This window comes from Nostoc sp. JL34 (assembly GCF_017114945.1).
GTDB lineage: Bacteria > Cyanobacteriota > Cyanobacteriia > Cyanobacteriales > Nostocaceae > Nostoc.
The window spans coordinates 63,994-79,833 of sequence record NZ_JABXKQ010000070.1 but is presented as its reverse complement, the minus strand read 5'-3'; the positions used below and the strand labels follow the sequence as shown (position 1 = coordinate 79,833).

At 40.1% G+C, this 15,840-nt stretch carries 11 protein-coding genes and 1 pseudogene; 6 read left to right on the top strand and 6 right to left on the bottom strand.

All coding sequences use genetic code 11. The features are described from left to right. The first annotated feature begins 208 nt into the window (after positions 1-208). Positions 209-1,750 carry an NAD(P)/FAD-dependent oxidoreductase gene (locus HWQ44_RS14610; protein ID WP_292719680.1) on the top strand — a complete coding sequence of 514 codons (1,542 nt, stop codon included), beginning with the start codon at positions 209-211 and terminating at the stop codon, positions 1,748-1,750. On the opposite strand, the gene HWQ44_RS14605 is transcribed toward HWQ44_RS14610, so the two are convergent. From HWQ44_RS14605 to HWQ44_RS14590, 4 genes are all read right to left on the bottom strand, one after another. Further along, positions 1,737-2,411 (bottom strand): hypothetical protein, encoded by a 675-nt coding sequence (locus tag HWQ44_RS14605; RefSeq protein WP_292719678.1) that lies wholly within the window; start codon positions 2,409-2,411, stop codon positions 1,737-1,739. The genes HWQ44_RS14610 and HWQ44_RS14605 overlap by 14 nt on opposite strands. A gap of 659 nt (positions 2,412-3,070) precedes the next feature. Then, positions 3,071-3,532 carry a hypothetical protein gene (locus tag HWQ44_RS14600; protein WP_292719676.1) on the bottom strand — a complete coding sequence of 154 codons (462 nt, stop codon included), beginning with the start codon at positions 3,530-3,532 and terminating at the stop codon, positions 3,071-3,073. Positions 3,533-3,559: 27 nt separating this feature from the next. After that, positions 3,560-5,398, bottom strand: a complete 1,839-nt coding sequence (locus HWQ44_RS14595) for a bifunctional serine/threonine-protein kinase/formylglycine-generating enzyme family protein (RefSeq protein ID WP_292719674.1) — start codon at positions 5,396-5,398, stop codon at positions 3,560-3,562. 429 nt (positions 5,399-5,827) lie between these two features. Further along, positions 5,828-6,637 (bottom strand): ABC transporter permease, encoded by an 810-nt coding sequence (locus HWQ44_RS14590; RefSeq protein ID WP_366931383.1) that lies wholly within the window; start codon positions 6,635-6,637, stop codon positions 5,828-5,830. A gap of 836 nt (positions 6,638-7,473) precedes the next feature. Here HWQ44_RS14590 and HWQ44_RS14585 point away from each other — a divergent pair. Then, entirely contained in the window at positions 7,474-8,559 is a 1,086-nt protein-coding gene (locus HWQ44_RS14585) for a glycosyltransferase family 4 protein (protein ID WP_292719685.1), read from the top strand. Between the two features lie 93 nt (positions 8,560-8,652). Here HWQ44_RS14585 and HWQ44_RS14580 read toward each other — a convergent pair. After that, positions 8,653-10,284, bottom strand: a pseudogene (locus HWQ44_RS14580) (DUF655 domain-containing protein). Between the two features lie 219 nt (positions 10,285-10,503). On the opposite strand from HWQ44_RS14580, the gene HWQ44_RS14575 reads away from it, so the two are divergent. The 3 genes from HWQ44_RS14575 (at position 10,504) to rbsK (ending at position 13,145) form a co-directional block, all read left to right on the top strand. After that, positions 10,504-11,673, top strand: a complete 1,170-nt coding sequence (locus HWQ44_RS14575) for a cysteine desulfurase family protein (protein ID WP_292719672.1) — start codon at positions 10,504-10,506, stop codon at positions 11,671-11,673. 135 nt (positions 11,674-11,808) lie between these two features. Next, positions 11,809-11,988, top strand: a complete 180-nt coding sequence (locus tag HWQ44_RS14570) for an AbrB/MazE/SpoVT family DNA-binding domain-containing protein (RefSeq protein WP_366931382.1) — start codon at positions 11,809-11,811, stop codon at positions 11,986-11,988. Between the two features lie 224 nt (positions 11,989-12,212). Beyond that, positions 12,213-13,145 (top strand): ribokinase, encoded by a 933-nt coding sequence (gene rbsK, locus HWQ44_RS14565; RefSeq protein WP_292719670.1) that lies wholly within the window; start codon positions 12,213-12,215, stop codon positions 13,143-13,145. 31 nt (positions 13,146-13,176) lie between these two features. Here rbsK and HWQ44_RS14560 read toward each other — a convergent pair whose 3' ends face one another. Next, positions 13,177-14,118, bottom strand: a complete 942-nt coding sequence (locus HWQ44_RS14560; protein ID WP_292719669.1) for an N-acetylmuramoyl-L-alanine amidase — start codon at positions 14,116-14,118, stop codon at positions 13,177-13,179. A gap of 557 nt (positions 14,119-14,675) precedes the next feature. On the opposite strand from HWQ44_RS14560, the gene HWQ44_RS14555 reads away from it, so the two are divergent. After that, positions 14,676-15,830 carry an L-histidine N(alpha)-methyltransferase gene (locus tag HWQ44_RS14555; RefSeq protein ID WP_292719667.1) on the top strand — a complete coding sequence of 385 codons (1,155 nt, stop codon included), beginning with the start codon at positions 14,676-14,678 and terminating at the stop codon, positions 15,828-15,830. The last annotated feature ends 10 nt before the right edge of the window (positions 15,831-15,840 follow it).

Here is a 15,840-nt window from a genome sequence, read left to right as displayed (position 1 = left end):
ATTGCTATATCAGGCAAGTCCTATTGTCAATAGGCTTTGAGACGCGCTAACCCTGTAATCAAGTCAAATCTGGTAAATATTTGAGAATGCGATCACTCCTTCACCTTTGAGCAAATTCTCACAATAATTACAACCCCCACTAGTCTCCAAAAGGCTATACTGCCAAAGATTAATCAGTTAGCAAACCATTGTTGCAAACATAAGAGATATGCAAAACACAGATATAGTCGTAATTGGTAGCGGTATTGGCGGTTTAAGTTGTGCTGCTCTTTTGGCACGGTACGGCTTTGATGTGATAGTTTGTGAAAGTCACTCCATTCCTGGTGGTGCTGCCCACAGTTTTGAGCGCAACGGTTTCAAATTTGACTCAGGCCCGTCCCTCTACTCTGGATTGTCTTACAGCCCCTCTGCTAACCCCTTAAAACAAGTATTGGATGCAATTGGTTCTGAACTACCATGCGTAACCTACGATACTTGGGGTTGTTGTCTACCAGAAGGTGATTTTGACACGTCGGTTGGTGCCGAGCAATTTTCTGAAGTGCTGATGAAATTGCGTGGTAATGATGCTGTATCTGAATGGCAGGAACTCCAGCACGTTATGGAACCATTTGCTAGTGCAGCAATTTCTATACCACCAGCCGCATTACGCTTTGATTTTGGTGCAGCTAGAACTGTAGCCCCATTTGCCCCATCTCTGGCAAAACATCTAGCAGATGTCATCAAGTTGACAGGCCCTTTCAGCCGGATTATGGATGGCGTTGTTAAAGACTCGTTTACCCGAAACTGGCTGAATTTGCTGTGTTTTCTGCTTTCTGGACTGCCCGCAGATGGCACTAGTGCCGCAGAGGTAGCATTTATGTTTGCAGATTGGTATAAACCAGACGCAGTACTTGAATATCCCATTGGTGGTAGTGGTGCTTTAGTTGACACCCTTGTACAAGGATTGGAGCGTCACGGAGGGAAGCTAATACTGGGCGCTCATGTAGAGGAAGTGCTTGTAGAAGGGAATCGTGCGGTGGGTGTGCGGATGCGCGATCGCCAAGAAATTCGGGCGCGTCGAGCAGTAATTTCTAATGCATCGGTTTGGGACACACTGAAGCTACTATCAGAAAAGGCAATACCTAAAAACTACCGCGCTAAACGACAGGCAACACCTGAGTGTGATAGCTTCATGCATCTGCATTTAGGTATTGATGCTCAAGGATTACAGTCAAATTTGCGGTGTCATTACATCGTTGTTAATGACTGGGAATTGGGCATAACAGCACCTCAGAATGTCGTGGTGATATCCATCCCTTCAATTCTCGACCCATCTCTAGCACCACCAGGTAAGCACGTGATTCATGTGTATACTCCTGGTAATGAGCCGTATGCTATCTGGCAGGGAATGGATAGAAAGAACCAAGAATACGCCGAACAAAAGCGATCGCGTGCAGAAGTAATGTGGCAAGCGCTAGAGCGGATTATTCCAGATATTCGCTCTCGTTGCGAAGTCACACTTATTGGCACACCTCTAACCCACGAGCGTTATCTCCGTCGTCACCAAGGTTCCTACGGCCCAGCAATTCCGGCTGGAACTAGTATGTTTCCAGGCCCCAGCACACCTTTACCAGGGTTGATGTGCTGTGGAGACTCGACATTTCCTGGTATTGGTTTACCAGCAGTCGCCGCCAGTGGGATGATTGCTGCCAATACCCTTGCACCTGTTAATAAGCATTTAGCTATGCTTCAGGATATCAGGTGCATTTAATTTTTCTAGTATAAAATCTAGTTGCCAAGAGAGCCGCACCTGCTGCCAAAATTGCTAGTACACTGTCAGGTTCAGGTACGGCAGCAACTTGAGCATCAATTCGTGCAGTTCCAGCAAATAAACCAGTTAAGTCAGAGTTTTGCAGGATACTAGCAAACTCTGGAGAAATCAACAATTTAACATCAGGGATGGTTAAATTTTGGCCATCAAAAGCCACAGGTTCCGTAATACTTAAATCAAACAAAATTGTATTTAGAGAAAATGTGTCTCTTAAAACAAATCCGCTAGCACCTGTGACAGTACGTCCCGGAGCAAAACCTATTGAAAAGTCACCAACAGTAATTTGCTTATTGAAGGTAACAGTACCGGTATGCTCGATTGTGCCTGAGAGTGGAGTAAAACCGCCCTCATCACTGAACGTGAAATTAGTGGCTGGGTCGATGTTGAAGCCAACTAAGTAATTGCTGGGAATTGGTGCAACTGTATTATTAGTGCCTGTCAAGTTTAGCCCGATACTACTAAGAATATCCTCGTGGTCACGATCAATGCTGGTAACTCCCGATATCACTTTAAAAGTTGCAGCTTCTACCTGTATGGGTGCAATTGATACAAAAGCTGCTGTTGTACAACTAAGAATCCCTGCAAACTGAGAAAAACGCATATATACTCTGATGATCTTTGTAGTTTATTTTATCTAATAAAACGTTCTTTGTTAATCTATAAACTCAGAGATTGCCGTTAAAAAACTAATCTTACATACTTTTTTAAAGCTGACATTAAGTAAATATCAAGTTAATAACAAAATTTCAGTCATCCAATTAAAAATACATATTTAAGTAAATGGGTACAAATAAAGCTCACTACTCAGAATGAAGCGTAGAGTGTGAGATATAAGGCATTAAGGATAGAATATGAAATAAAAATATAGTTACGTTTAATTATGTCCAATGCCAATTATTTAGCCTTTAACCTAACAATTATAAAGGGGTAAAACATCAGCTTTACCTCTAATTATTGATAAGTTTAGGTTAAGAGGCCAAGCACTGTCTTAGAGGGTATTCATAAAGCAATACGTTTGGTTTTGTGAAAAATTGTAGGTTGGGTTAAGCAAAGCGTAACCCAACAAAGCCTCAGAAATATTGGGTTTCGTTCCTCAAACACCACTTGCTTCTCTTCTTGAGAGAAGGGGAGACGCTGCGCGTAGCTTGCTTCCTCGGAGGGGTACAAGTCGGGAAACCCACCCTACATATACTTAGATTTTTGAAAAAATCAAATTGGATTGCTATGGTTTGATTTTTTCTCACCGACTTACTTTTTGCTTCATAGACTTGTTTTAATCCACCAGCTTATTTTCTCCAAACTAGAATCTATCTTCTGCCAAAAGCTTGCTGAAGAGTCTGCTTGTTTTGCTGCTGCGAGTATTTGAACTATACTGTCGAAGTTTTTTTGAATCAACTGCTTATCTAGTTTAGGAATATCTAATTTCAGATATTTCAGACGATTGGGTAACTCTACTTTCTCTTTTGTCGGAAAGTCGGGAATCTGCTCCACTTCTTCTAGAATTTTGTCTATTGAAGCAATGACTTCTTGCAGACTCGGCTTTTTAGTTTGTAATTGTAAATCTTTTTCTTCAAAGTTTGCTTCTTGATTACCTAACTTTACTATCACTATTTTGACAAAGAAAATATTGTAATCTACCTCGCTTACTTCACCAACTTGTTGATGATATTTTCCAATTTTATTTATAAGTACTATGTCACCTTTCTCAATTTTGTCATTCATAATTTATATAGCTTTGTAATTAAATTACTAAATAATCTCCTCTACAGAAAATACTACTCTAAAGCCGCAAATTCTCAGTCCACCATCTGACTCGTTCCAGCTACGACTAGCGCTGCGACAGAGTTCTGCACTGAAACTCCAAGAACCGCCACGTAGCACCCGGCGATGAATATCACCGCCAACTTCCCAAGCTGTTCCATCTAAGGGTGCGTCGTTGTAATTGTTATGCCACGAATCAGCACACCATTCCCAAACTAAACCGTGCATATCGTACAATCCAAAGGCGTTGGCGACTTCAAAACTACCGACGTTTGTGGTTTCTTTACGGAATTTGCTTTTTGGTTCGATAGTACAACTGACTAACTCAGAGGTAATGGTTTCGCCAAAGTGGAATGAGGTTGTAGTTCCAGCCCGACAAGCATATTCCCATTCAGCTTCACTCGGTAAACGATAATCACGTCCAGTTTTTTCTGATAGCCTGAGACAGAATTCTATAGCCTCATACCAAGATACATTTTCCACTGGCCTATCTAGACCTTTAAATTTCGATGGATGAGGATTTAAAGCTTGTTTGACTTTGGGTAAAGCTGCTACTACTCTCCACTGTGCTTGAGTTACAGGAAATTTCCCCATAAAAAATGGTTCAACGGTAACTTCATGTCGAGGACGTTCGTCAGCATCTCCTTCAAATTCTGGTGAACCCATCATGTAAGTACCACCAGGAATTGATACCATTTCTAATGTGACAGACTTACCCAATTCTTCGGCAAAGAAGTTTGCATTGCAACTCATGCGGTTTACTTCTCTACCACCTGTGTCTACTGTAACTACGTCAAATTCAAAGGTTTCTAAGGGGGGTAATGGTACTATTACTTTTTGTGGTAGCGGCGGTAATATGGGTTGAGACATTGAAACAATTTTTAGAGCAACAGGTTCAATGTTCGATGTTGTAAACTTCAAATCGTTGATAACTTCTACTGCTGTTTGATATCTTTCACTCGGTAGATGTTTTAGTAATTTATCTAAAATTTTCCCTAAGTCGTCACTGATAGTAATACCTTTTTCCTGTAACCGTTCGCGCCACATCCATTTGGCATTCATGGCATCATAAATAGGATCATTAATCTGTCCAGAAGCATCCTGCAAAGGCAAACATCGAGTTAAAAGACGCACGCAAGTTACACCTAAAGCATACAAATCACTGCCGTGACAAGCAAATCCAGCCATTTGTTCTGTTGGGGCGTAGCCAAGGGTATAAATTACCGTAGCTTGTCTTCCTATACTGGTTTGTGTTACTTGTTTAGCACCGCCAAAGTCAATTAAGACAGGTTTTTCATCACTTGCACGGCGGATAATATTTTCTGGTTTAATATCCCGATGAATGACATTATGGGTATGAATGAATTCCAGAACTGGTAATAAATCAGCTAACAGTTTCCAAATTTGTGATTCGCCATAAATTTGTTGCTGAACTTCTTGTAAGAGAGTTTTTCCTTGAATAAATTCTTGTACGAGATACAAGCTAGTACCTTGTTCAAAATAAGCTAGTAGTCTAGGAATCTGGGTATGATTTTCTCCCAGTTCATACAACCGAAAAGCCTCTTCTTTGAAAAATTCTGCTGCTTTAGTGCGTTGTCCTGTTCCCTGAAATTGTGGGAAAAATTGCTTGATGACGCAAGGGGCATTTAGTCTGTCTACATCTTCTGTAGCATAGGTTCTACTAAACCCACCTTCACCTAAGAGTCTTAATACGCGGTAACGGTTTCTGAGAAGTTTGCCAAAGTTGCTTTGTCCGCAACTCACGCAAAATCTATTGCTATCAGAGTTGAATGGATTTGAGCAATTGGGATTTTGGCAGATTTGCATAATGAGGGGGAAATAGCATCTTCTCCAAAGTTAGCCCCAATATTATCTAATTGAAAACAGTGATGTAGAGAAGCGAACACGGAAGTTTATTCATGTGCTTAAAACTATCTTTCACAGGAGGGCATAAGAATGAATAAATTATATTTATATATACCAATTTAATTAATGATTGCAACACATACTTGGGTTAAGACGCGATGAATCTCGTCTCTATAAATGGTGTATTTGCCACATTCTTTTTTACAATTGGTATTACTTATCTATACTATGACGTTGTGTTAGCAGAAAGTATGGCACATTGCCATAATGTTTGGGCGTTAGGCTTGCCGTAATGCACCCTAAATTTTAATATAACTGTTGTTCGCTATCTAAAAAAGTTCAGGAAGAACGAAATCACCTACCTATAACTTTTATTGTGAATTGCAACTATTATTTAAAAGTTTTATTATCTCCAGAAGCACGAATTAATTCAGCTACAAGGGCAACGATCGCAGATACTGAAATTAACATTACACTGAGTGCATTAATATCAGGTTTAACTCCGGATCTAATGCGGCTAAAAATTTCCATTGGCAGGGTGTTAGAACCGCTACCAGCTGTAAAACTAGCAATGAGAAAATCATCTAAGCTGAGGACAAAAGCCAAGAGACAACCAGCTACAATCCCAGGCATCAATTGAGGTAGCAATACTCTGATGAAAGCTTGAGTTGGTGTCGCACCTAAATCTAGTGCTGCTTCTTCTAAGTGTGGATCTAAATTAGTCAGTCGGGAAGCAACCACAAGTCCGACGTAAGCCAGACAAAAGACTACATGAGCTGCAACTATCGTCCACAAACTCAAAGGTATTGCAAAGGCTGCTAGACATACTAGGGTAGCCACTGCGATCGCAATATCGGGAATAATCAATGGTAGGTAAGCAACACCCCGATACAATTTCTTACCAGGAAATTCGTAACGTGCCAACCCAACCGCCATCAAAGTTCCCAGCACTGCTGAAATTGCCACTGCACAACCAGCAACTATCATACTGTTTTGCAAAGCCGATAAAATGCGATCGTCACTGAACAACTTGCGATACCAATCGAGAGTGAATCCTTGCCAAGTTGCACTGTAGGGCGATTGATTGAAGCTATAAAAGCCAAGTACCAATATGGGCAGGTACATGAACACAAATATCAGCAGTGAGAAAACCGCCTGCCATGAGACACGCGGTTTTTTGAGAGATGGAGAGATATTCACGTTTATATCTGATGTTTCTTGATAGCAATATAAAGTATCATATTTTGTGTAATAAGTCAATGGTTCAACTCTCTTCTCTGCCTTTTGATTAGTGGAGAATCCAATAACATCTCAATTAACCAGATAAGTTTCTCAAGCAACTTGTTAAAGGTAGGTAAACTTCTGTGACTCTGTACTAATTAATTGTTCTGACTTTTCACGGTATCTGGAAAACCTCTTTCCTAAAAGGAGAAACACTTTGAATTTCCCCTTTAGAGCGTTGGGAAGGGGGTTAGGTTTATTCGTAGGCTTTTCCACTTGACATGAAAAGTCAGGTTAATTATTACCTTTAAGAACTTGAATAGAACTTATAAGAAAAACTCCTGCTTTTGATTTAAGACTACCTACTTTACCAAAATCTGTACTTTGGACGGCTACAGGTTATCCTTTGGAGTACGGAAAGCCGCCCAAATAGTGTCTACACGTTTTATTCTTTAATTAATATTTGTAAATCAGATTGTTGACAGGCAATAATAGAGATTTTCCCCCAAATATCATGATTTAACTGCGATTTAAACGATTTAAGAGAATTCATATTTATCAAATAATCTCCATTTAAAATTGTACTCAATCATCAAAAATTAGGAAATTAAAATATAGCTACCTCTTTAGGAGTGGGTGATTTCCGTACTAAGATAGACAAATAATATAGAAGTGACAGCATAAGATTTGAGAGAGATTGTTAATAAGTTTAGTATCTGAAGTTACTTTCTAATGGAAAGTGAATCAATTACAAGCACACAAACAACAAAAATAAAAAACTTCTAATTCAAGCTTTATTTTTTAGGAGGTTTATGATGCGAATTGCTCAAATAGCTCCACTGTGGGAAAGAGTTCCACCTCCAGCTTATGGTGGCGTTGAATTAGTAGTAGGGTTACTGACCGATGAATTAGTCCGACGCGGACATGAAGTAACTTTATTTGCATCGGGAGATTCTATTAGTCTGGGAACACTAACGTCAGTTCATCCCCGGGCCCTCAGACTCGATACTACTATCAAAGATTACGGCATTTACGAGATGCTGAATCTAGCTTCGGTTTATGAACGCGCAGAAGAGTTTGATATTATTCACTCCCATATAGGGCATGGGGCACTGGCTTACGCGAATCTCGTCAAAACCCCTACAGTTCACACGTTGCACGGTACTTTTAACCCTGACAACGAAAAGATGTTTAGTTTTGGTAAAAAACAACCCTACGTCAATATTTCCAATGCACAACGAGAACCAAGGTTAGGGTTGAACTCTATAGCGACAGTTTACAACGGAATTGATGTTAGCAGTTATGATTTTCACTCTCAACCAGAAGATCCCCCTTACTTAGCGTTTTTAGGTCGGATGTCTCCAGAGAAGGGAGCGCACTTAGCTATAGAAATTGCAAAAGTTGCTGGTTGGCATTTAAAAATGGCTGGTAAGGTGGATGTCGTTGATGTGGAATACTTTGAGAAGGAAATTAAACCGCACATTGACGGGGAGCAAATTGAGTATCTGGGTGAAGCCAACCATGCTCAAAAAAATGCCCTGATGGGTGGTGCAGTAGCAACTCTGTTCCCGATCACTTGGCGAGAACCCTTTGGATTGGTGATGATTGAGTCAATGGCTTCCGGTACGCCAGTGATTGCAATGAAATTGGGGTCTACTGAAGAGGTAATTTCCCACGGCAAAACGGGTTTCCTCTGCAATAATATTCAAGAGTGCATCAGTGCTATCGATCGCGTCATCGAGTTAGACCGTTATGCTTGTCGTCAGTATGTCGAAAATCTTTTCAGTGTTAAGCACATGACTGATGGCTATGAGGCGGTTTATCAACAAATAATCGCAGAACGATTTTCTCAGAATGGGCATTTCCGCAGTTTGGTTGATTTAGCTAGCGATCGCGTTTAGATTTCGCATTTGTGTATACAGCCCTGGCGAATAAAATTCGCGGCTACACAAACAAAGCCCACCTCCGTGGGCTAAGAAAAAATGCTGTGCGCTTTACCAAGTGATGCGCTCGCTCCATTTTCCCAATATCTTAGCACTCACTCCTGGAACTCTTTCTAAGTCTTGTAAAGATGTAAATTTTTGCTGTTGACGACTAATAACTATTCGCTGTGCTAATTTTTTACCCACGCCAGGAAGAGTTGCTAATTCTTCTAAACTTGCAGTGTTGATATTTACTTTTTGAATTGCTTGTAACTCAGTTGATGAAGAAGTTTTTATTTGGGGACAGCGTGTTTGTTCTAATTTAATTTTTTCTTGAATTGCTGGTGGTAAGCCGGGTTTAACTTTGGTATAAAGACGAGCAAATTCTCGCACATAATGGGCAGCAACTATCGGATTTTGAATTACTACAAGTGTCTCGTCGTTACCATTATTGGCAGCATCTGACCAATTATGAGAACCTGTAATTACTGTTTGACTATCAATAACACCAAATTTTTGATGCAATAAATCACCTTTGGGTAATATAGGTACACCTACGGTAGTAATTGGATTTGACCAAGGATGGTTGTCAACTTCATATTTACATTTATTACTAAGAGCAACTCCCATCATATCTAATGCTTCACTGTAAGGACGATAAGCGAATTGTGGTTCAATTAAAGCGCGAATTTGCACACTTTGTTGATGGCGTTTTTCTAAAATATTGGCAATCCGCTGTTCAGAAAGGACAAATAACGCCATGTCAATAGATTGGGTTGCTGAATCTAAAGTTTTGCCAATTAAACCATTACTACTGTTACTCCAAAGTTGAGTTGGAGAAGTGGGTGAAAATTGCACAGTGATTTTGGTATTACCTAAAGTTATTTGTTTAGGTAAACGCATTGGTTTTTGCAAACCAAATTTACTATCTGGTTGACCTCCTGGTCCATCTCCCCACATAAGATTAAACTCTTCTGTAAATAAGGATCCTAATTCTGGACTGTCAATCTGCAATAAGTTATTGGCATTGCCTAAACTACTGGAATTTGTAAAATCACCAGAAGTATCACTTAATGTAAAATTGGCTGAAGTAATAATTACAAGGCGATTGTCCACAATCACAAATTTGTGATGCATCAAGCTGCTACCCGCTGAACCATCTGCTCGATCATCTAACCAGGGAATTTTGGCATTCTGCAAAATTATCAAAGCATCTCTTTGATTGATTTCGGCTGGACTGAGTTGATTATCTTGGTTAATATCGATAAATTTGCGAAATTCCTGATAGCGTTCCTGTTCTCTTTTATCGAACTTACCTACTTCAGTAGATGTTAAGCTACTCCAAGGTCGGCTATAGGTATTTTATAAAATTATCCTGACTTTTACCCCAGCTTTTTGTCTATCAACCAGTGCTTGGGCAACTTTGGGTAAACGTAATTCTTGCACCGCTACATCTACTGTAGATTTAGCTTGTGTAATCGCATCGATAATCTGTTTTTCTAAATCATCCCCCAGACGAGTTTGCTGACGGTAAGCTTCTTGGTATTCTGAAGACTCAGAATGGTTAAAGTAAACTTGAACTAAGGGGTCTTGTGGTAGGGGTGCTGGACGCTGATTATAAGACTGGACTCGTTGACAACCAGCGAGGGAGAATATCAGTAAAAAGATATATAAAAAATATCTTTGTCTAGAGAGAAGTTGCACGGTAATCTGTTAAAAGTGGATTGGGAGTGGATATATTTATCATTCCCAAAATTTTGTGTTCTGAATTAAGTAGAGAAATAAGTTTTCAAGTAAAGGGAAAAATCCACTATTTAGATGTAGAATTACAGAGATTTTTTTCAGAATTTGTCCACTAAAACTGTATGTGCTGGTAAGATCGGCAGTCTATCACCAACGTGTGTTCTCACTATTATCGGTTATATGCAAATTTATCTAGATTACAGCGCCACTACTCCAACTCGAAAAGAAGCGATCGCAGTTATGCAAACAATCCTCACTCAACAGTGGGGCAATCCTTCCAGCTTACATGAGTGGGGACAACGGGCGGCAACGGTTGTAGAACAAGCCAGAGTCCAAGTTTCTGGTTTAATTAACGCCGCTACCCCTGAATCGATCGTTTTTACCTCTGGTGGCACTGAGGCAGATAATTTGGCGATTATGGGTGTGGCTCGGTTGTATGCTGTACCTCAACATCTAATTATTTCCAGCGTTGAGCATTCCGCAATTTCTGAGACAGTAAGGTTGCTAGAGATGTGGGGTTGGGAAGTCACGCGCTTATCTGTAGATATTAAAGGCAGAGTCAACCCCTTGGATTTAAAAGCGGCGTTGCGACATAACACAGTTTTGGTTTCTATAATTTACGGTCAAAGTGAAGTTGGGACTGTGCAACCGATCGCAGAACTGGGTAAAATTGTGCGATCGCATGGGGCTTTGTTCCATACAGATGCGGTGCAAGCTGCGGGACGCTTACCTATAGATGTGCAACAACTTCCTGTAGACTTACTTAGTCTTTCTAGTCATAAAATATATGGGCCGCAAGGTGCAGGAGCGTTATATGTGCGTCCTGGGGTAGATTTGATGTCTTTACTGAGTGGTGGTGGGCAAGAAATGGGACTGCGTTCTGGTACGCAAGCAGTACCGATAATAGCGGGGTTTGGTGTAGCAGCAGAATTAGCAGCCGAAGAATTAGCTACAGAAACACCACGATTAATTGAGTTACGCGATCGCGCTTTTGCCCAATTAGCTGAGATTCCTAGTTTAATTCCTACAGGGGATGCTTGCGATCGTTTACCTCACCATATCAGTATGTGCTTAGAAAACGCCGACGGGAAAAAACTTAGCGGTAAAACCTTGGTAAGACAGCTAAACCTTGCCGGCATCGGTATCAGTGCTGGTGCTGCCTGTCACAGTGGTAAACTTAGTCCTAGCCCGATATTGTTAGCAATGGGGTATTCCGAAAAAGCAGCCTTGGGCGGAATTCGTATCACATTGGGGCGTGAGACGACTGAAGCTGATATAGATTGGACGGTAATGGTATTGAAGCAAGTTTTGCAAAGGCTAACACCGGATTTATCTTTAGTTAAGCGTTAAATTCTCGACGAGAATCTTAGGATTTCAAATAATTACGATCGTCTAAATTGGTATGATTTTAATTCTCGTAATCAGGAAAAAAACATCATCAATACTGCCAAACTCACCACTGATGGCACTTACCAAATCGTCATTTTGCCCAAAAACTTTCAACTTACTGGTACTGAAATTTATATCAAAAAAATTGGCAGTGCCATTGTCCTCATTGCCAAAGATAACCCGTGGCAATCCCTCATAGAGAGTCTAGACAATTTCTTTGATGACTTCATGACTACCAGAGATCAGCTAGTTATTGATACTAGAGAAAATTTTTAAATGTGATACTTGCTTGATACGAACATCTGTATTTACCTGATAAAGCAAAAATCCCAAAAAGTACTAGATAAATTTCAAACCCTTAGCATTTTTGATGTTGGTATCTCCTCGATACCATTGCCGAACTCGAATATGGAGTTGCTTAAAAGTCAACAGCAAGAGAAAAACCGCATCCTGTAATATCAATCAAAAATATCAATCAAAATAACTTTAAGAGCAGCATTATGAGTATTATCGTCTTCGGCAGCATCAATATAGACTTGGTAGCAACAACATCCCGGTTGCCAGTTGCAGGAGAAACGTTGCTAGGAGAAGACTTTTTTAAAGTTTCGGGAGGAAAAGGAGCTAATCAAGCCGTAGCATTAGCAAAATTAGGCATTCCTACCCAGATAGTGGGGCGTGTAGGCGCAGACGATTTTGGTACGGAACTTGTGAACAATTTGCAAGCATCTGGTGTGCAGACTGATAACATTTTTGTGGATGAGACTGTTAGTTCTGGCGTCGCGCTCATCACTGTGAGTCATACTGGTGAAAATCAAATTGTCGTCATTCCTGGTGCAAATGGGCGCGTCAATCAAGAAGATATAGAGCGATTATCCCACTTTTTACCAGAAGCAACAGCACTACTTTTACAAATAGAAATTCCTATTAATGCCGTGGTTGCTGCTGCTAAAGCCGCAAAAGGTGCAAATATCAAAGTAATTTTTGACCCCGCACCTGCACAATCTAATTTACCAGATGAATTGTATCCATTGGTAGACATTATTACACCAAATGAAGTTGAAGCAGCGCAGTTGGTTGGTTTTGCTGTGGATGGAGAGGAACAAGCAGCCAAAGCAGCTGCGGTTTTATTGCAACGGGGTGTGAAATGTGCGATCGTCAAACTGGGTGCTAAGGGTGTTTTTTGCGCCACTGCTGAAGAAAAGTTTTTTGTACCCGCGTTTTCAGTTCATGCAGTTGACACAGTAGCCGCAGGCGATGCTTTTAATGGTGGTTTAGCGGCGGCACTTTTTGAAGGACTTTCCTTACATCAAGCGGTTATTTGGGGTGCAGCAGCCGGTGCTTTGGCGGCGACAAAAGCAGGCGCACAAACTTCGCTACCGGATAGGTTTACATTTGATGCATTTCTTAAGGAAAGGAAGTGGGGAGTAGACTGACGCCGTAAGCATCAGCCTACTCCCCATCAGGCTAACCAATTAATTTCTGCCAGCCAGCAGGCCCAATAATGCCATCGACATCTAAACCATTTTGCTTTTGAAAGTTCCTAATTGCAACCTCTGTTTGCGGCCCGTAGACGCCATCAGCCTCAACACCTACACGGTATTGCAAGTATCTGACAACTGAACCACCAGCATGGTTTGGTCTGATAATTCGTTTTGCCAAAATTAGATTTATGGCATTCCATGTAGCTTCGTCAGCAATTCCAGTTGACTGAACCCCGACAATAGTCTGGAATTTTTCTGTGGCAGATTTAGTGTTAGCCCCGGTGAAGCCATCTTCCACTAACGCCTTACCATTTTTATCGGTTATTTTTAGTCTATTTAAGGATTTTTGCAGTCTGAGAATAGTGGCATCTACATTTTCCTCTTCATCTGGTACGGGGTTAACGGGAACAGTTGGAATTTTACCAGTTAAGCCTTTGACAATTGCATTAGCCATTGCTTCTGGATTAAAAAGATTCATATCTTTTGACGAATCGATAAAGCAACCTTCTACCAAAATCGCAGGCATATCTGTGTTTTTCAGAACATACAAGTGAGAACCGCTCTTAACGCCGCGATTAAAAAATCCTAATTTGACGATTTCATCTAGTACAGGTTTAGCGATTTTTCTCCCTGTTTCGCTAGTTGCATATACTTCTGTGCCGTTAGCTTGTCCATTAAAACAGTTAAAATGAATCGAGACATAAATATCTACTTTACTGGCATTAGCTGTAGAACATCTTTTTGAAAGCGATTCAGTTACTGTACGAGCACTACTTGGTTTACAGACTACGACTTCATTCCCCAAAGCTCTTAACTTGGTTATAACTCTATTACCTACATCTAGAGTTAAATTATCCTCAAATTTAATCCCGCTGGCTCCTGTATCTGGTGGACAATTGTGCCCGCTATCAATTCCAAATTTCATGATTTCATCCTCTACTTACTTATTTTTACACTAGTTCAAAACTTTTCTAATTATAGAGACAAAGTTTTGTTAATAAATTTGTCTAAGTACTTGTTGGCAATAAACGCATTATCTTCAGCATGATTACGCTAGTAGACAAAATAAGTTTTTCTGCAAACCTGAACAGAAAATTTAATGTGGAAAAATCCACTCACTCAAAGTATATTGAAACCAAAAACACAACCATTATAATTTATCAAAATTGAGAATAACCAGTTAATTTTTGCAATAAATTGAAATGCAGCAATTGCCTCCATTATTCAGATAATAACGCTTTGTAAAAGTAGAAAGCCATGACAAATGTACCTAGTTAGATGCCCAAATCCCTAAACCAAACGCACCCTTTATCTGAATGTGGGCTTATAAAGTCATAAACGCTTTACAGACTCTACCCTCGGCTTGCTGTTAACCCTGAGCAGCTTAACACATAATACTTTACAGTATTAACGAATACGTGATAGTTTCTAGACACCTGCGGGAGATTAATTAGATAAACTGCTCAAGAAACGAGGCTCAATATGGGATCTTTAAATTTTGTGAAGCTACTGGAGAATTCCATCAATGAACCCGGTTTAGGGTGGACTCTCTGTTTTATAGGGGAAGATCAATCTAACAAACTTGCAGAACTGACGCAAGAATTGAGAGGAGAATTTTCTGCGACGGGCGATGGAAAAGAGATTTTATCTGGTTTTTCCTATTGGGGAATAGGCCCAACGATCGCTTGGGATCATGCCTGCAACGATCGCTTCTATCTCGTGATGAAAGAAAGCATAGAGTCTTTTAGATATCGATGGCATCAAATTCATTCTAATAATATCAAAGATCAGAAATATCATTATGTAAGTTTAGGTGTCGGCACAGGTGAAAAAGACCAACATATTTTAAGTTTATTGTTCAACGCAAATCCCGATCTTCTCTATTTTCCAGTTGATATGAGTTCGGAGATGTTAAGGCTAGGTGTGCAACGGGCAACTAGAGGCTCACAATTGCAAGGTAGCCATGTGCTGCCAATTCAAGTTGATTTCTCAATTGAGAGAAATGTTGACGAGTTACGGAAACTACTAAATAAAGTTGTTAATGATAGTCCTGTGCTATTTTCGCTTCTGGGAAATACATTAGCTAATTTTCAGCAAGACACAGAACTGCTGCAAACTCTTTCTAAACTAATGCGACGTGATGATAGGCTACTTATAGAAGTAGCAACCACCGAAGAATTAAGCGAAGAAGCAGCACAAAAGGCGGCGAAAGAATATGCAAAAACTAGATCATTTAAAGAGTTTGTCACCAGTGCATTGCTGCAAAATACTGATTTACATATCGACTTGAATAGCGTATTTTTTGACGGTTCTATAGAAGCTGATAGAGGAATTTTGATAAAAATTCTCTATCGTAATCTCACTGGAAACAAAATTGAAGTGGTGTTACCTGACCGGTCAGTGATGAATTTTGAAGACCAAGATACGATTCGTTTGCTTCTGACTCGGAAATATACTTCTAATGGCATAAATCAAACTATATCAGACAGTAATCTGGTACTTGTTGATAGGCTACACACAGTATTGGAACCACGTTTGAAGAATGGATTTGGCATGGATTTAATCTTAGTTGCCCCTAACTCTTCAGGAATTAACAATAATTCTTCTGTAGCAGATGATATATGGTCTAAACGGTAAGATGTGATAT